General features: G+C 72.1%; 14 protein-coding genes. 3 read left to right on the top strand and 11 right to left on the bottom strand.

Annotated elements, in window-relative coordinates; all coding sequences use genetic code 11:
* Positions 1 to 25: 25 nt before the first annotated feature.
* Positions 26 to 520, bottom strand: a complete 495-nt coding sequence (locus OG885_RS19185; RefSeq protein ID WP_405732969.1) for a hypothetical protein — start codon at positions 518 to 520, stop codon at positions 26 to 28.
* A gap of 239 nt (positions 521 to 759) precedes the next feature.
* Between OG885_RS19185 and recQ the strand changes: the two genes are divergently transcribed.
* Positions 760 to 2,763 (top strand): DNA helicase RecQ, encoded by a 2,004-nt coding sequence (gene recQ, locus OG885_RS19180; protein WP_405732966.1) that lies wholly within the window; start codon positions 760 to 762, stop codon positions 2,761 to 2,763.
* Positions 2,764 to 2,800: 37 nt separating this feature from the next.
* On the opposite strand, the gene OG885_RS19175 is transcribed toward recQ, so the two are convergent.
* The 8 genes from OG885_RS19175 to fahA all read right to left on the bottom strand — a co-directional run bounded on the left by OG885_RS19175 (position 2,801) and on the right by fahA (position 12,221).
* Positions 2,801 to 5,614 (bottom strand): fumarate reductase/succinate dehydrogenase flavoprotein subunit, encoded by a 2,814-nt coding sequence (locus tag OG885_RS19175; protein WP_405732963.1) that lies wholly within the window; start codon positions 5,612 to 5,614, stop codon positions 2,801 to 2,803.
* Positions 5,615 to 5,625: 11 nt separating this feature from the next.
* On the bottom strand, positions 5,626 to 6,426 hold the full coding sequence (locus OG885_RS19170) for an ABC transporter ATP-binding protein (protein ID WP_405732960.1): 801 nt from the start codon (positions 6,424 to 6,426) through the stop codon (positions 5,626 to 5,628).
* Positions 6,410 to 7,303 (bottom strand): ABC transporter permease, encoded by an 894-nt coding sequence (locus OG885_RS19165; protein ID WP_405732958.1) that lies wholly within the window; start codon positions 7,301 to 7,303, stop codon positions 6,410 to 6,412. The genes OG885_RS19170 and OG885_RS19165 overlap by 17 nt, the downstream gene beginning before the upstream one ends.
* The gene (locus OG885_RS19160; RefSeq protein ID WP_405732955.1) at positions 7,300 to 8,643 is read right to left on the bottom strand and encodes an ABC transporter substrate-binding protein; all 1,344 of its coding nucleotides are present in this window, start codon (positions 8,641 to 8,643) and stop codon (positions 7,300 to 7,302) included. Before OG885_RS19160 ends, OG885_RS19165 begins: the two co-directional genes overlap by 4 nt.
* A gap of 15 nt (positions 8,644 to 8,658) precedes the next feature.
* Positions 8,659 to 8,886, bottom strand: a complete 228-nt coding sequence (locus OG885_RS19155) for a ferredoxin family protein (protein WP_030347217.1) — start codon at positions 8,884 to 8,886, stop codon at positions 8,659 to 8,661.
* Positions 8,887 to 8,927: 41 nt separating this feature from the next.
* The gene (locus OG885_RS19150) at positions 8,928 to 9,716 is read right to left on the bottom strand and encodes a GntR family transcriptional regulator (protein WP_399949571.1); all 789 of its coding nucleotides are present in this window, start codon (positions 9,714 to 9,716) and stop codon (positions 8,928 to 8,930) included.
* A 125-nt stretch (positions 9,717 to 9,841) separates the two neighbouring features.
* Positions 9,842 to 10,783 (bottom strand): M56 family metallopeptidase, encoded by a 942-nt coding sequence (locus OG885_RS19145; RefSeq protein ID WP_405732950.1) that lies wholly within the window; start codon positions 10,781 to 10,783, stop codon positions 9,842 to 9,844.
* A gap of 187 nt (positions 10,784 to 10,970) precedes the next feature.
* Positions 10,971 to 12,221 (bottom strand): fumarylacetoacetase, encoded by a 1,251-nt coding sequence (fahA, locus tag OG885_RS19140; protein ID WP_405732947.1) that lies wholly within the window; start codon positions 12,219 to 12,221, stop codon positions 10,971 to 10,973.
* A 242-nt stretch (positions 12,222 to 12,463) separates the two neighbouring features.
* Between fahA and OG885_RS19135 the strand changes: the two genes are divergently transcribed.
* Together OG885_RS19135 and OG885_RS19130 are read left to right on the top strand one after the other, a co-directional pair.
* Positions 12,464 to 13,702 carry an ATP-grasp domain-containing protein gene (locus tag OG885_RS19135; protein WP_405732945.1) on the top strand — a complete coding sequence of 413 codons (1,239 nt, stop codon included), beginning with the start codon at positions 12,464 to 12,466 and terminating at the stop codon, positions 13,700 to 13,702.
* 75 nt (positions 13,703 to 13,777) lie between these two features.
* Positions 13,778 to 14,974 (top strand): FAD-dependent oxidoreductase, encoded by a 1,197-nt coding sequence (locus OG885_RS19130; RefSeq protein WP_405732942.1) that lies wholly within the window; start codon positions 13,778 to 13,780, stop codon positions 14,972 to 14,974.
* Positions 14,975 to 15,270: 296 nt separating this feature from the next.
* Here OG885_RS19130 and OG885_RS19125 read toward each other — a convergent pair whose 3' ends face one another.
* Entirely contained in the window at positions 15,271 to 15,894 is a 624-nt protein-coding gene (locus tag OG885_RS19125) for a hypothetical protein (protein ID WP_405732939.1), read from the bottom strand.
* 81 nt (positions 15,895 to 15,975) lie between these two features.
* Positions 15,976 to 17,121 carry an arabinogalactan endo-beta-1,4-galactanase gene (locus OG885_RS19120; RefSeq protein ID WP_405732936.1) on the bottom strand — a complete coding sequence of 382 codons (1,146 nt, stop codon included), beginning with the start codon at positions 17,119 to 17,121 and terminating at the stop codon, positions 15,976 to 15,978.
* Positions 17,122 to 17,367: the final 246 nt, after the last annotated feature.

The raw sequence follows: 17,367 nt of genomic DNA, 5'->3' as shown, positions 1-17,367 counted from the left end.
GGGGCCGGGGCCCTTTCGCGTGCGCTCAGGCCGGGCACGTCACCTTAGGGTTGAGGGCCGTGAAGAGCCCGTCGGGGTTGGTCTTGTAGATCCACGCGTGGAGCGAGTAGACCTTCAGGACCGTGTCGTGGAAGAAGGTCTCGCCGAACAGCGTCGGCGCGGCGGTCACGGCCGTGTCCGGGACGATCCACTCCACCCCGACCAGCTTGCGGGTGCTCGGGTTGGACCCGCCCTCGTACAGCAGGGCCTCGGGCTTGGCGGCGTTGACGGCCGGGTCGGCCAGAAGCTGCCCGTTGACGTAGTGGTAGCCCATCTTGGGCACGCACGTGTTGGTGCGCGCGTAGCCGCCCGTGGGGGCGAACGGCTCGTACGCGTACTTGCCGGTCGCCGCGTACGTGGCGGTCAGGGCGGCCCATGGGTCGGCTTCGGCCGCGGGTGCGGCCTGCGCGGGGGCGGCGGTCAGGCAGAAGGCTCCGGCTATCGCCACGGCGACGGCGGCCTTGAGGGGCCGAGAGGACATGCTGGGGCTCCTTGAAGCGGAAGGGGCGCGCACCGGTCGAGGCGCGCTGTCCGAGAGGCGGGCCTCCCCTGTCCCGCCTGAGCAGCATGTCCCGGGGGCGGGGCGGGCTCCAGGTGACGCACACCATTGGAGTGAACGCGGACCGTGATGCCGTCGGCCTGTGGATAACTCCGGCGCTGTCGGTGCGGACCCCTATCGTGGAGGCAGTGGTCGAGGGACGACGTACGGGGGACAGGGCTATGGGTGGGATGGGTGGGATCAGCGAGATGCCAGCGGTGACCGAGGTGGCAGGGCCAGCCGGACCGGCCGGGAGCGAGGCGCTGGCCGCGCTGCACCGGGTCTTCGGGTACGACGCCTTCCGCGGCGAGCAGGAAGCCGTCATCGATCATGTGGTCGCGGGCGGTGACGCCGTCGTGCTCATGCCGACCGGCGGCGGAAAGTCCCTGTGCTACCAGATTCCGTCCCTGGTCAGACCCGGTACGGGCATCGTCGTCTCCCCGCTCATCGCGCTGATGCAGGACCAGGTGGACGCGCTGCGGGCGCTCGGGGTGCGCGCCGGGTTCATGAACTCCACGCAGGACTTCGACGAGCGGCGGGTGGTGGAGGCCGAGTTCCTCGCGGGCGAGCTTGACCTGCTCTATCTGGCGCCCGAGCGGCTGCGCCTCGACTCCACCCTCGACCTCCTCTCCCGCGGCAAGATCGCCGTCTTCGCGATCGACGAGGCGCACTGCGTGTCCCAGTGGGGCCACGACTTCCGCCCCGACTACCTCGCCCTCTCCCTGCTCGGCGAGCGCTGGCCCGACGTCCCCCGCATCGCGCTGACGGCCACGGCCACGCACGCGACGCACCAGGAGATCACCCAGCGGCTGAACATGCCGACGGCCCGGCACTTCGTGGCGAGCTTCGACCGGCCCAACATCCAGTACCGCATCGTGCCCAAGGCCGACCCCAAGAAGCAGCTGCTCAGCTTCCTGCGTCAGGAGCACGAGGGCGACGCGGGCATCGTCTACTGCCTGTCGCGCAAGTCGGTGGAGTCCACGGCCGAGTTCCTCTCCAAGAACGGCATCGAGGCGGTCCCGTACCACGCGGGCCTGGACTCGGGCACGCGCGCGGCGCACCAGTCCCGGTTCCTGCGGGAGGAGGGCCTGGTCGTCGTCGCGACCATCGCCTTCGGCATGGGCATCGACAAGCCGGACGTCCGCTTCGTCGCCCACCTCGACCTGCCGAAGTCGGTCGAGGGCTACTACCAGGAGACCGGCCGGGCGGGACGTGACGGCATGCCGTCGACGGCCTGGATGGCCTACGGCCTCAACGACGTCATACAGCAGCGCAAGCTGATCCAGTCGGGCGAGGGCGACGAGGCGTTCCGCCGCCGGGCCGCCGCCCACCTGGACTCGATGCTGGCACTGTGCGAGACCGCCCAGTGCCGGCGCGGGCAACTGCTGAACTACTTCGGCCAGGAACCGGACCCGGCGGGCTGCGGCAACTGCGACACCTGCCTCACCCCGCCCGAGACCTGGGACGGCACCATCGCCGCCCAGAAGGTCCTGTCGACCATCGTGCGGCTCCAGCGTGAGCGGGGGCAGAAGTTCGGCGCGGTGCAGATCGTCGACATCCTGCTGGGCCGGCGCACGGGCAAGGTCATCCAGTTCGACCACGACCAGCTGTCTGTCTTCGGTATCGGCGAGGACCTGACCGAGGGCGAATGGCGCGGCGTCGTACGGCAGTTGCTGGCGCAGGGCCTGCTCGCGGTCGAGGGGGAGTACGGCACGCTGGTGCTGACCGAGGCCAGCGGGGCGGTGCTGCGGCGCGAGCGCGAGGTGCCGTTGCGCAAGGAGCCGAAGAAGCCGACGGTCGCGAAGGCCTCGGGCTCCTCGTCCTCCTCCGGCAGAGGAAAGTCCAAGGCCGCCGCGGTCGAGCTGCCGGAGGCACTGCAACCCGCCTTCGAGGCGCTGCGGGCCTGGCGCGCGGAACAGGCCAAGGAGCACGGTGTTCCGGCATACGTGATCTTCCACGACGCCACGCTCCGGGAGATCGTGACGGCGTGGCCGACGTCGGTGGCACAGCTCGGAGAGATCGGCGGAGTCGGCGAGAAGAAGCTGGCGACGTACGGGGAGGGCGTGCTGGCGGTGCTGGCGGGACTGGGGGAGCCGTCGGCGGAGGCCGCGAAGGCCGACGGCGAGGCGGCGCCGCAGGCGGACGACTGGCCCGAGATGGAGGAGCCGGAGCCCGACTGGACGTAGGCGTGGGCCCCGGGGCCGTCGCCCCGGGGCGGGGCCGTCACAGTGCCCGTGCCGCGTATGCCCTCACATCCGCGTCCGGGTCGGTCGTCGCCGTGGCCAGGGCGGCGCGGGCGGCCTCGGTGGGGGCGTGCCGTGTCAGGGCCAGGACCGCCGCCTTGCGTACGTCGGCGTTCGGGTCGGCGAGCGCCTTGGCCAGGGCGGGGACGGCGGTGTCGGCGTCCGCTCCGGAGAGGGCGGTCGCCGCCCCGGACCGCACCTGCCAGGTGGCGTCGGCCAACGCGGCCACCGCGCGCTCGGCCAGCGGCCCCGGGCAGCCGGTGGTGCCCAGGGCGGCGTAGGCGGCGCCGCGCACCAGGGCGTCGGCGTCCGCCGTGAGGGCGGACAGGGCGGGCAGGACGGCATCGGGGCGCCCCGCGGACACCGTCGCGAGGGCCTTGGCGAAGGTGACGCGGACCTCGCGGGACGGGTCGGACCCCGCCGCGTGGGCCAGCTCCTCGGCGGCGTCGACCGAGACGAGGGCGCGCACGGCCTCGATGCGGACGGCGATGTCGTCGTCCGCCAGGGCGCCCGTGAACAGTGCGGCGTCGCCCAGCCGCAGGGCACGCAGCACGTCGAGGGCGGCGGCCCGCACGACCGGGTCGGGTTCCCGGAGCGCGACGGCGAGGGCCTCCCGTAGGGCGGGTTCGGGCGGGAGTGTCTCGACCAGCTCGCGCAGCGAGGCCGCGGCGGCGGCTCGGACCTCGGCGGCGGGGTCGCGGAGTGCGCCGGCCAGGGCGGGGCCGGTGCCCGGAGGCAGGGTCTCGGTGAGGACGGCGACGGCCTCCCGCCGGACCGGGGCCGCCGGATCGGCCAAGTAGGGCCGCACGGCGTCGAGTTCCGGCTCCTCCTCGGCGAGGGCCACCAGCTCCAGGAGCCGGGTGGCCGACTCCTCGGCGGCGGGACGGACGACGAGTCCGGGTCGGCTGTCGGAACTATCGGAACTATCGGCGTTGTCGGAACTGGCGGCACTGTCGGGACGGCCCGGACCGCCGTCCTCCGCTCCCGTCGCCACCGGCGCGCGGTCGCGGGAGCCGGCCGTCGCCACCTCCTCCGGGTGCACCTCACCGAGGTGCCGGGAGGGACCGCCGGTCGGGGTGAACTCCTCGATCGGGACCAGATAGGGAGCCACGGGACGGGCCGTGAACTCCATCGCACCAGAGGGGGACTTGTGCAGATCGAGGTGGTGGAACCAGGAAGCGTCGTCACGCTGGGGGTGGTCCAGACGCTCGTGGTAGAGGCCCCAGCGGGACTCCGTGCGGGCCAGCGAGGCGCGCGCGGCCATCTCCGCGCAGTCGCGGATGAAGGAGACCTCGGCGCAGCGCATCAGCTCGTGCGCGGTGCGGGCCCCCATCTCGGCGATGTCGTCCCGCATCCGCTCGAAGGACTCCAGGGCGAGCGACAACCGAGCCCCCGACTTCGGCGGGGCCACGTAGTCGTTCACGAAGCGGCGCAACTTGTACTCGACCTGGGGCTGCGGCGGGCCGTCCGGGTTGCGCAGCGGGCGGTAGATGAGTTCGTGCGCCTCGCGGAGCTGGTCGGCGGGCAACTCCCCTTCGTACGCCGCGTACTGGGCCGCGTCCGCGCCGGCGAGGTCGCCGAAGACGAAGGCGCCGATCATGTAGTTGTGCGGGACGCAGGCCAGGTCGCCGGCAGCGTAGAGGCGGGGGACGGTGGTCCGGGCGTGGTCGTCGACCCGTACACCGGAGGCCGAGTGGCCGCCGCACAGGCCGATCTCGGAGATGTGCATCTCGATGTCGTGGGTGCGGTAGTCATGGCCCCGGCCCGCGTGGAAGGTTCCCCGGGTGGGCCGTTCCGTGGAGTGCAGGATCGACTCCAGGGCCGAGACCGACTCCTCGGGGAGATGGCTGAGCTTCAGGTAGACCGGCCCCCGGTCGGACGCCACCTCGGCCGCGAACTCGGCCATCATCTGGCCGGACCAGTAGTCGGAGTCGACGAAGCGCTCGCCGTGCCGGTTGACCTGGTAGCCGCCGAAGGGGTTGGCGACGTAGGCGCAGGCGGGACCGTTGTAGTCCTTGATCAGCGGGTTGATCTGGAAGCACTCGATGCCGGTGAGCTCGGCGCCCGCGTGGTACGCCATCGCGTACCCGTCACCGGCGTTGGTCGGGTTCTCGTACGTGCCGTACAGGTATCCGGAAGCCGGCAGCCCAAGGCGGCCGCAGGCGCCCGTCGCCAGGATCACCGCGCCCGCGCGGACCGTCACGAAGCCGCCCGTACGGGTGTTGAAGCCGACCGCCCCCACGGCCCGCCCCTCGGCCGTCAGCACCCGCACCGGCATCACCCGGTTCTCGATGCGGATCCGCTCCCGCATCTCGCGCCGCCGCAACTGCCGGTACAGCACCTTCTTGACGTCCTTGCCCTCCGGCATCGGCAGCACGTAGGAGCCGGAGCGGTGGACCTGGCGGACCGCGTAGTCGCCGTGCTCGTCCTTCTCGAACTTCACGCCGTACGACTCCAGGCGCTGCACCATGCCGAAGCCGCGGGTGGCGGTCTGACGGACCGTGGACTGGTCGACGATGCCGTCGTTGGCGCGGGTGATCTCGGCGACGTAGTCGTCGGGCTCGGCGCGGCCCGGGATGACCGCGTTGTTGACGCCGTCCATGCCCATGGCGAGGGCACCGGAGTGCCGGACGTGGGCCTTCTCCAGCAGGATCACGTCGGCGCCGTGCTCGGCCGCGGTCAGCGCGGCCATGGTGCCGGCGGTGCCGCCGCCGATGACGAGGACGTCGCAGGAGAGCTCTTCGGCGTCGGTGAGGGCGGGGATCGCCAGGGGGGTGTTCGCGGGGCTGGTCACCGAGGGGCCTTTCAGGAGCCGAGGGAGGACAGGACGTCGCGCCGCAGCGCGAGCCGCGCCGGGTCGTCGCGCGCGGTGCGGTCACGGGGGCGCGGCACCTCGCGTACGGCGGAGAGGCGGCCGTTGCCGAGGAGGGCGACGCGGTCGCCGAGGAAGAGGGCCTCGTCGACGTCGTGGGTGACGAAGACGACGGTCGCGCCGGTGCCGTGCAGCACCTCCACGAGCAGGTCCTGCATGCCGGCGCGGGTCTGGGCGTCGAGGGCGCCGAACGGTTCGTCCATCAGCACCGCGCGCGGCCGGCCGGCCAGCGCCCGGGCCAGCTGGGCGCGTTGGCGCTGGCCGCCGGAGACGCGGTGCGGCAGCTGCCGGGACCGGTCGCCGACACCGACGCGGTCGAGCCAGTCCTCGGCCTGCCGCCTGCGCTCGGCACGCGCCAAGCCCTTGATGGCGAGGGGGAGTTCGACGTTCGCGCGCAGGGTGCGCCAGGGCAGCAGGGCGTCCTCCTGGAAGACCAGGGCGCGGTCGGCGGAGGGGCCCGTCAGCGGCCTTCCGTCCTGGCCGGCCTCGCCGTCGAGCGGGGTCAGCAGGCCGGCCAGGGTGCGCAGCAGCGTCGACTTGCCGCAGCCCGACGGGCCGACGACGGTGAGGATCTCGCCGGGGGCGACGTCGAGATCGACGCCGGTGACGGCGGGAACGCCGGGCCGGCCGAGGGTGGCGGCGCGGAGGGTGAGCCGGGTGCCGCGGGCGGGTGCGGTAGCGGTGACCTGGGGTGCCCTGGCAGCGGCTTCGGTGACGTCAGACGAAGTGCTCATCGCGTGCCTCCTCGGTCTTCGGAGCGGGCGCGGCGGACTTGGGCTCCCGCGCGGAAGGCACCGCGCGGACGTTCTTCGCCCGGCCCCCGGCGTCGTACGACGTCCGGGGCAGCCAGCGCGTCAGGCGGCGGCCCAGCAGCTCGACGGCCGTGGAGGTGAGCCAGCCGAGGACGCCGATGGTGACCATGCCGACGAAGACGCCCGGGTAGTCGACGACGGTGTAGTCCTGCCAGGTGCGGTACCCGACGCCGTACTGGCCGGAGATCATCTCGGCGGAGATCACACAGATCCACGAGACACCGATGCCGACCGACAGGCCGCCGAAGATGCCGGGCAGCGCACCCGGCAGGACGACCGAGCCGAGGATCCGCCATCGGCCGCCGCCCATCGTCAGCACGGCCTCCTCCCACACGGGCGTCAGCGCGCGGACCGCGTGCCGGGTGGAGACCAGGACGGGGAAGTAGGCGGCGGTGAAGGTGATGAAGACGATGCCCTGTTCGTTGGAGGGGAAGAGGAGGATCGCGACAGGGACGAGGGCGATGGCCGGTATCGGCCGGACCACCTCCAGCACCGGCCCGAGCAGGTCCTCGGCGAGGCGGGAGCGCGCCACGAGCACGCCCGTCGCCACACCGAGCACCGCCGCGAGCAGGAAGCCGCTGAGGATACGGGTCAGGCTGTCGGTGAGGTCGGTCCAGTAGTCGGGCCCGGACAGCCGCTCGGCGAAGGCGTGGGCCACGTCGGTGACCGTGGGGAACTGCGAGAAGCGCAGCCACAGGTCGATGTCGAGGCTGGTCAGCGCCTGCCACACCCCGAGGGCGACCACCAGAGAGGTCACCCGCAGGGCGTACCGGCCGGCGAGGGGCAGAGGCCGGCTCACGACGCCCGCTCCAGTGCGTCGGCGTACGTCACCACGCGGGCGCCGCCGTGCTCGGCGACGTACGCCCGCGCGGTCGCCGGTGTGACGAAGGGCAGCAGCTCGTCGCCGTCGGCGACCCAGACGGCCTTGTCGGCGAACCAGAGGGTGCCGGTGGTGGCATCGGGGACGTAGGCCGCGCGGATGCCGTCCTGGTGGGCCGAGACGTACGCCAGGAGTTCGGCGGGCGTCTTGAAGGCGCGGGTCGCGGAGGCGCCCTTGGGCCAGACCTCGCTCGCGGCGGCGGGCGGGGCGGCGGTGAGCTGCTTGGCGTACGACGTGCCGAGGGCCTTCTTGACGTACTGGTCGTCGACGAAGGCGTCCACGTCGATGTCGCCGGTCAGCTTGGCCGACTTCAGGATCGAGACGTCGTCCTTGAGCGCGGAGACCAGCCGGGGCTTGATCGCGGGGTCGAAGGTGGAGATGCCGTGGGCGCCGTTGTAGAGGTAGACGACCTCGGCGGGCAGCCGGGTGGCCTTCGCGACCTTCTCGGCGGCGTCGACGGGGTGCTCGTTCAGGTAGTCCGTGGCCTCGGCCTGGGCCTTGAGGAAGGCCTCCAGGACGGTCGGGCGGTGCTCGGCGAAGTCCTCGCGGGCGGTGACGCCGTGGAAGGTGGGGAGGTTCAGCTCGGCGCCGTCGTAGAGGGCCTTGGCCTTGCCCTGGTAGGTGAGCAGGCCGGGCCAGGCGACGAACTGGGAGAGCGCGTCCGCGCTGCCCGCCGACAGGGCCGAAGCACCTACCGCGGGCTGCTGGTTGAGCTTCTCGATGTCCTTGTCGGGGTCGAGGCCGGCGCGCTGGAGGGCCCGTACGAGGGTGCCGTCGGCAGCGGAGCCGACGCTGGTGGAGACCTTCTTGCCGCGCAGGTCCGTCAGCGTGGACAGCTTCGAGTCGGGCGCGGTGACGATCGTGTTGAGGCCGCCGCGGAGGTTGTAGCCGGTGACGGAGACCAGGTGGGTCGGCTTGCCGAGCTGCTTGCCGCGGGCCGCGTTGATGAGGAGCGGGAAGTCGCCCATCGAGCCGATGTCGATCTTCCCGGCGGTCATCTGGGCGGTGATCGGGGCGCCGGTCGCGTAGTCCTGCCAGTCGACCTTGTAGGTGGTGCCGTCGCCGAGGGCGTTGAGCTCCTTCTCGAAGTAGCCGAGCGAGCGGAGCAGGGTGCCGGCGGTGACGGTGTTGATGGTCCTGGACTGGTAACCGACGGTCACGGTGACCGTGGACCCGTCGCCCGCCTCGGCGCTGCCGCCGCAGGCCGTCAGGGGCGCCAGCAGCAGGAGGGCGGCTGCGGCGACTGCGTTGTTCTTCATGGGAGTCGGGACCTCTCAGCGGAGCAGATAGGGCATGTTGACCGTGACGGCTCCGGTGGGACAGCGGGCCGCGCACGGGCCGCAGTACCAGCACTCGTCGACGTGCATGTAGGCCTTGCCGCTGCTCTCGTCGATGGCGAGGGAGTCCAGCGGGCACATGTCGACGCAGAGCGTGCAGCCGTCGATGCACTTCGACTCGTCGATGGTCACGGGCACGTCGGCCCGCTGGGGCGCCAAGGGCATGGCTGTCTCCAGGAAGGTCCAGCTCGGAAGGGAGGGGCGGGTCAGAGGGACCGGTGCAGCAGACCGCTCATCGTGATGCGGTCGCCGCGGAAGCGGATGAACTCCAGGTCGACGGGGCGGCCGTCGGCGAGGTGGGTGAGGCGTTCCAGCATGAGGACGGCCGCTCCGCGCGGGGCTTCGAGCACGGCGGCGGAGTGGGCGTCCGCGTTGACCGCCTCCAGGGTGATCTCGGCGTGGCCGAGGCCCTGGCCGGTGATCGACTCCAGGAGCCGGAAGACGTCGGTGTTCTCCAGGTCGGCGCCGAGCAGGGCGGTGCCGATGTCGAGCGGGATGTAGGTGAGGTCGAGGGAGAGGGGCAGGCCGTTGAGCCGGCGGAGGCGTTCGATGTAGAGGACGTCGGTGCCGGGCGGGACATGGAGGCGTTCGGCGACCGGGTGCGGTGCCGGGGCGGGGCCCATCGTGCGGACCTCGTTGGTGACGGTGCCGTGCTCGCGCAGGGTTTCCGCGAGGCCCATCAGCCGGTCCAGGCCGTGCGGGTACTTCCGGGCGACGACCACGGTGCCGACACCGGGGAGGCGGTCGACGAGACCTTCGGCGCGGAGCAGGTCCAGGGCTTGGCGGACCGTGTTGCGGGAGGCGCCGTAGTCGGTGGCGAGGGTCGTCTCGTGAGGGAGGGCGCCGTCCTCGAAGCCACCGGAGAGGACCTGGTGGCGCAGGAGATCGGCGAGCTGCCGTGCCTGGTCCGCGCGCAGCCGGCGCCGCGCGCGGTGGGCGGCGACGGTGGTCGCGCCCTGGCCGGCGTGGTCACGGATGCGGTCGGAAGGGGGCATGGCGGGAACCATACCGATGGGGTAGGGAATGAAGTGTTGCAGGAGTGTTGCGCCACTCCAGAAGCCGCTGGATCAGCCTTTGACCTGCGGTTTCAGGGGTACGAGGGAGAGATCTGCCACCTCGCCTAGGCCAGCGCGCTCAACCCGGGTCCGAAAACGATCAGCAACGGCAGCAGCGGCACCAGCCCCGCCACCATGGCCGTCACCGCGCGGTGTCGGCGTCCCAGCCGGGGCCGCGGCTCCAGCAAGCGGTCCACCCGCTCGCCCAGCAGCCGGTGGCTGGACGCGCAGGACAGGACGCCCCGGTGCTGGTTCAGCTCGATCAGGGCCAACGCGGTGGTCAGATGGCCGCAGCGCCGGGACGCGGTGTCGTCGGCGGCGAGCTCCACCAGGCGGTGGGTCTGCTCGCAGAAGTGGGCGAACAGCGGGACCCGGGAGAAGCCGGTCGCCAGGGCCGTCGACAGATGCAGCAGCCAGTCGTGGTGGGCGCGGGCGTGGTCGCGCTCATGGGTGAGGACGGCGTCCAGCTGTACGTCGGTGAGGCGGTGCAGCGCTCCGGTCGTCACCACCAGCTGCGGCGGGCTGCCTGGCATCCACCAGGCGTCGGGGTACTCGTCCTCCAGCACCAGGAGCGGGCCGCGCGCGGCCTTCTCCAGCCCGCCGGGCAGTTCGGGGGCGCGCTCGCGCAGGTGCGCCCTCGTCCGGCCGCGCCGGCGGCGGGCCTCGACCAGTTCGCGGGCCAGCATCGCCGTCGTCCAGGCGGCGCCGCAGGCCAGCAGCAGGGTGAGGACGCTGGCCCAGGCAGGTGCGGCGGAGAGGTCGTACGCCGCCGTCACGGCCGGGGGCGCGGGCGCGAAGACATGGTCGCGGACCGTGTGGAAGACGGCCGCCGCGCTCAGGACCAGGGCGGTGAGATTGCACAGCAGCACGGTGGCGACCAGGCACTGCCACACCCACAGCGCGACCACGGGTTCCCGCTCGGGCCAGTCGGCCCGGGTCAGCGCACGCGGCGCCGGCACGGCGGCCGTCAGAGCGACGGCGCTCAGCAGGAGCAGGCAGACAGTCATGCCACGGGCTCCGGATCCTGGTCGACGGAAGGGGCGAGGAAGGGCTGCGCGGCGGGGGTGCGGGGCCGTGCGCACACCGTCCGCCGCCGTCAGTATGACGGCGCCGGGCGGCACATGGCAGACCTCGACGGCACCGCCGCCCGCCACCTCAACTCATCCTCGACTCCGCCGGTTCCCGAGCGGCAGGTCAGAGACCCGCGGACAGCCCGTCCGGGCCGCTGTTCGGCGCCGCGACCCGCCCCACGACCTCGCCGAGGCCGACCCGTACCCCGTCCGGTCCAGGGGCCCACGCCGACAGGGTCACCACGTCGCCGTCCTCCAGGAACGTCCGCTTGCCGTCCGGGAGTTCGAGGGTGTCCCGGCCGTTCCAGGTCAGCTCCAGCAGGGAGCCGCGTTCCTGTTCGGCGGGGCCGCTCACCGTGCCGGAGCCGTACAGGTCGCCGGTGCGCAGCGAGGCGCCGTTGATTGTCATATGGGCCAGCTGCTGAGCGGCCGTCCAGTACATGGAGGAGAAGGGCGGCTCGGAGACGACATGGCCGTTGACGGCGACGGAGATACGGAGGTCGTAGCCGGCGGGCTCCGCGTCGGGGACGGTGTCGTCGAGGTAGGGCAGCAGTTCGTGCGTCCGCTGCGGCGGGGCCACCCGGGCCTCCTCCAGCGCGTCCAGCGGGGTGATCCACGCCGACACGGACGTGGCGAAGGACTTGCCGAGGAACGGGCCGAGGGGGACGTACTCCCAGGCCTGGATGTCGCGGGCCGACCAGTCGTTGAGCAGGCAGAGACCGAAGACATGGTCCCGGAAGTCGGCCAGGGCCACGGAGGAACCCATCGGTGACGGGGCTCCGACGACGAAGCCGACCTCCGCCTCGATGTCCAGGCGGACGGAGGGGCCGAAGACCGGGGCCGGGTCGGTGGGGGCCTTGCGCTGGCCCCAGGGGCGTACGACCTCGGTGCCCGAGACGACGACCGTGCCCGAGCGGCCGTGGTAACCGATGGGCAGGTGCTTCCAGTTGGGGGTGAGGGAGTCCGCGGCGTCGGGGCGGAAGATCCGGCCGACGTTCCGGGCGTGGTTCTCGGAGGCGTAGAAGTCGACGTAGTCGGCGACCTCGAAGGGGAGGTGCGGGGTCACGGACGACAGGGGGTGCAGGAACTCCCCGATGGTGGCCTGGTGGGCCGGCACCGTCACCCAGGCCGTCAGCGCGCGCCGGACGTCCGACCAGGTGGTGCGGCCCGCGGCGAGCAGCGGGTTCAGCGAGGGCCGGGCGAGCAGGGGGGCGTAGGGGGAGCCGAGGGCGAGGGCCGCCGCGCCGGCGTCGAGGACGTGGTCGCCGAGGCGGACGCCGACGGTCCGGTCGGCGGCGCCGGACAGGGAGAAGACGCCGTAGGGGAGGTTGTGCGGGCCGAAGGGGTCGCCCTCGGGGAGATCGAAGGGGGGCATGGGGTGCTGCCTCACTCTCCAACGCTGGGTAGGTGATGTCACCGCGTACGCATGTGGTCGCGCCACACGTTACGGCCGAGTTGCCTGTCTCGGCAGTGCCTAAAGAGTTAGCAATGTCCTGATAAGCATCGGTCGGAGGCGGCAATTCCGGCTTAGCTTCCTTTGGGGACAACGGGCGGGGTGGGGCCGTTCCGTAGACGGGACACGTGGGGGGACCCGTGGCCAGGAGTGCTGACGTTCGTGTGCCGTTCGAGCCCGACCGGGAAGTACCGGGTTTGATCGTGAAGTTCGGCGACTATCCGCTGCACCACGGCGGGGTCGGCGCGATCCGCAGTCTGGGCCGTCTCGGCGTCCCGATGTATGCGATCACGGAGGACCGTTACACGCCCGCCGCGGCTTCCCGCTATCTCAGGAAGGCGTTCGTCTGGCCGACGACCGGGACCGAGGAGCCGGGCCGGCTCGTCGAGGGACTGCTCAGGATCGGCCGCAGGATCGGCCGCCCCACCGTGCTGGTGCCGACCGACGAGGAGGCGGCGGTGCTGATCGCCGAGCACCGGCTCGAACTCGGCGCCCGTTTCCTCGTCCCGCCCGTCGAGCGCGGCCTGCCCCGCCGCCTGGCCAGCAAGCAGGGGCTGCACGAACTCTGCGTGGAACACGGCATACCCAGCCCGACGGCCGCGTTCCCGCAGTCGTACGACGACATCGTCGCGTTCGCCGACAAGGCCCGCTTCCCAGTGGTGGCGAAGAACCGCGAGGCGTTCGTCCGGCGCACCCGGCCGGCCGTGAACGGCACGACCCGGATCGCCACCCGGGAGGGGCTGCTCGCCCTCGCCCGTGACTGGGGCGAGCAGCCCGCGGTGATCCTCCAGGAGTACCTGCCCCGGGAGGAGGCCGAGGACTGGATCGTGCACGCCTACTTCGACGCGGACTCCACCCCGCTCGCGATGTTCACCGGCGTGAAGGTCCGCTCCTGGCCGCCGCACGCCGGAATGACGGCGAACGCGTATGTCGTCGACAATCCGGAACTCGCGGACCTGGCCGCGCGTTTCATCAAACAGATCGGCTTCACCGGAATCATCGACCTCGACCTGCGCTTCGACCGGCGCGACGGGCTGTACAAGCTCCTCGACTTCAACCCCCGCATGGGCGCCCAGTTCCGGCTCTTCGAGAACGAGTCGGGGGTGGACGTCGTCCGCGCCATGCATCTGGATCTGACCGGCCGCTCCGTTCCGGAGGGGGAACAGCGCGCCGGGCACCGGTACATCGTGGAGAACATCGACCTGCCCGCCCTCCTCGCCTACCGCCGCAGCGGCTATACGACACCGCACGCGCCGGCCCGGGCGAGCGGGACCGAGCTGGCCTGGCTCGCGGGTGACGACCCGCTGCCGTTCCTCACGATGCTCGCGCGCTTCGTACGGCCGGGCGCGAAACACCTGTACCAACTGTGGCGGACCAACCACCGTGGCGCCGCCGCCCCTTGACGTGCCGAGTAAAGGCGCGACCACAGCACACGCACCACCACGAAGTGACGAAGTGATGTCCTGGGGAGGGACTTCGTGATCCGACCAGTCGCAGTCATCGGCGCCGGGCCTTTCGGGCTGTCGACCGCCGCACATCTCAGGGCCCGCGGCATCCCCGTCCGCGTCTTCGGCGAACCCATGGTGAGCTGGCGCGACCACATGCCCGCGGGCATGCTCCTCAAGTCCACCCCGGTGGCCTCCAACCTGGACGCCCCGCAGCCGGGCCACACCCTGGCCGACTACTGCGACGCGGCGGGCATACCGCGGCTGGTGACCGACGAGGACATCATCCCCGTCGAGACCTTCATCGCGTACGGCGCGTGGTTCCAGCAGAAGCTGGTGCCCGAGCTGGAGCGGGTGCGGGTCGTGTCCGTCGACCGGGACAAGGACCACGGCTTCGAACTGAAGCTGGACTCGGGGGAATTGTTCAGCGCCCGCGCGGTCGTCGTGGCCACGGGGCTCTCGGGCCTCGCACACCTGCCCCCCGAGCTCACGCTCGCCGACGGCCCCAGCCCGACGGGCCCCGTCTCCCACAGCTCCCAGCACCACGACCTCAGCCGCTTCTCGGGCCGCGACCTGATCGTCGTCGGCGCGGGTCAGTCCGCGCTGGAGACGGCCGCCCTCGCGGCGGAGGCCGGCGCCCAGGTCAGGGTCGTGGCGCGCGGCCGGGGCAGCGTCGCCTTCGGCGCACCGCCCTGGCAGCAGCCCCGGCTGCGCCCGGAGTCGCCGTTCGGCCGCGCCTGGTCGCTGTGGGCGCTCAGCTACTACCCCCACCCCTACCGCCATCTCCCGGCCCAGGCCCGCCACTACCTGGTCCGCCGGGTCCTCGGCCCGCTCGGCGCCTGGTGGCTGCGCGACCGCTTCGAGGGCAAGGTGCGGGTCAGCGAGGTCCGCCGCGTCCTCAAGGCCGACACCGCCGACGGCCACCCGTCCCTGTCCGTCCTCACCCCGACCGGCCACACCGAGCGCCTCGCCGCGGACCACGTCATCGCCGCGACCGGCTACCGCGTCGACCTCGCCGCGATGGACTTCCTCGGCCATGAGCTGCGCACCCGGCTCGCGGTGAGCCGGGGCGCGCCAAGGCTCGGCGCCGGTTACGTCTCCTCGGTGCCGGGCCTGTACTTCACGGGCCTCCCGTCGGCGTCGTCGTACGGGCCGGTGATGCGCTTCGTGTGCGGCACGGAGTTCGCCTCCCCGAGGCTGGCGAAACACCTGGCGACGGCCCACGGCTAGCGCCGGTCGGGCACGGGGCAGCGCCGGTCGGGCACGGGGCAGCGTCGGTCGGGCACGGGGCAGCGTCGGTCGGGCACGGGGCAGCGCCGGTCGGGCACGGGGCAGCGCCGGTCGGGCACGGGGCAGCGCCGGTCGGGCACGGGGCAGCACCGGTCGGGCACGGGGCAGCACCGGTCCGGCACAGGGCTAGCGCCCGTCCGGCACAGGGGCAGCGCCGGTCCGGCGCAGGGATAGCACCAGCCCCGCACAGGGCTGGCGCCGGTCCGGCCCGCGGGTAGGGCCGGCCAGGCCGGGGATCAGATCTCCCCGGCCGCCCGCTGCCACGCCATGAACTCCTCGACCAGCTCCGGCGGATTGGCGTACTCCGTCGCGTGTGCCTCCCAGCCGGGGCAGTCCATGTCGAAGACGATGACAGGCAGCGGGCGCCCGAAGGTCTTCTCGATCACGCCGTCGGCGTGGAGATGGCGGGCGAGGTCGATGACGGCGTCGTAGAAGTGCAGGCGGAGGAGGTCGGTCCGGGCGCTGAGGTCGTCGTCGTCCAGCACCCGGCCGAGGTCGAACTCACCGTCGTACCAGACACCGAGCTGCCTGACCTCCTCCACATACACCCGGCTGCCCACCGGGTCCTCGGGGATGTTGCCGAGCATCTCGAAGCCGTCGAGGAGCCAGTAGGCGTAATTCCAGCGGACCTCGCCCTCGTCACCCGGGTACCTCTCCCGCTCGTACTGGCTCTCGGTGTTGTAGCCGATGGCCACGTACGGGTGGCGGTCGTCGGCGTCGACGCGCCAGATGCGGAAGGAGAGGGCGTACATCTCGGGCTTGAGCCGCTCGGGAAAGCGTTCGAGGACGCCGACCGCCGCCGCCCGCAGATGGTCCAGGAAGGTCTCCGGCTGACCCGTTCGATCCGTTCGATCCGTCACCCCGCGAGGATCTCACCCACACCGACAGGAGCCCACCGTGGGGACAGCCCTGTCAGTGCCCTGTCAGTGCCCTGACGGCGACTACGACCGGTACCGCCCCAGCGTCCGCAGCCCCGGCAGCGCCCGGTCCTCGAAGTCGAACAGGGCCAGGTTCTCCCACGCGTTGCCGGACGTCGGGTCCTCCGGGTTCCAGCCGCTGCCTGAGCGGTAGGTCCAGGCGCCCTCCCAGTAGCAGTGGCCGAGGCCCTGACCGCCGGGGACTGCGGCCATGAGGTCGGCCACCGCGCGCAGCCACGCGGCCTGGCCCTCGGGGGTGGCGGGGAAGCCCGGGGTGAGCTGGGAGGGGCTGTTGAGGATGTCGTTGACGTCGTCCTCGCTGCTCAGCGTGAACGGGTACGCGGTCTCGGCGATGACGACGGGCTTGCCGTAACGGGCGGTGATGTCCGCGAAGTTGGCGGCGGCCGCGTCAAGGCCACCGTGCCAGAAGGGGTAATACGACTGGGCGATGATGTCGAAGTCGAGGCCCTGGGCGACCGCGTTGTCGAACCACCAGCGGGACGTGCCGTTGTCACCGCCCGCGGCGAGGTGCAGCATCGTGCGGATACGGGGCTGGGTGTCCCGCGCGGCGCTCAGCCCGGCCTTCAGGAGCAGGGCGAGATTGCCCCAACCCCCGCCGTCACTGCCCCAGTTCTTGCCCTCGGGCCACAGCATGCCGCCGTTGATCTCATTGCCGACCTGCACGAACGCGGCCGGGGTGCCCTGGCGCCGCAGTGCGCCCAGTACGTCGGCCGTGTGGTCGTACACCGCACGGGACAGGCCCGTCACGTCCAGGTCCGCCCACGCGGCCGGCTTGCTCTGGTGCCCCGGGTCGGCCCACGTGTCGGAGTAGTGGAAGTCGACCCAGATGCCGATGCCGGCCCGTCGCAGCCGGCGGGCGAGGGGCAGGATGTGCGCCTTGTTGTTGTAGCCGTCGACCGGGTCGACCCACACCTTCAGCCGGGCGTGGCTGATCCCCGCGCGGGCGAGCAGCCGGACCGGGTCCTCGCGGCGGCCGTCGGCGGTGCGGTACACGGCGCCGTGGTCCTCGTTCTTGGGCAGCGAGGAGATGTCGACGGCCCGGATCTCCAGGCGGCGCCCGCCCGTTGAGGCCGCGGCCGGCACCGCTCCCAGCACGGGGACGGCCAGCGCGGCGGCTCCCGCAGCGGTGAGCACACTGCGTCTACGCATGTCAGGGTCCTTTCACAGAGCAAGAGAAAACGCCCCCGCGTCTGTGAGCGTGCACATACTTCAGAGAGGGGGGACACCCGCGAGCAACAGTAGGAAACCCGACAGACCCTTCCTTGACAAGAGGGTGAAATGCTTCGTTCTCTGTGCACGCTCACAGAAACTCACGGACGCTCACGGATCCGTGGCCACGTCCCGCGGCCTCAACGGGACGCGGGCCGGCTCTCCGAGGACCCCAACTCCCCTGTC

This window comes from Streptomyces sp. NBC_00028 (assembly GCF_045041065.1).
In the GTDB taxonomy this organism is placed as follows: Bacteria; Actinomycetota; Actinomycetes; order Streptomycetales; family Streptomycetaceae; genus Streptomyces.
This window is presented reverse-complemented; position numbering and strand designations above follow the sequence as displayed.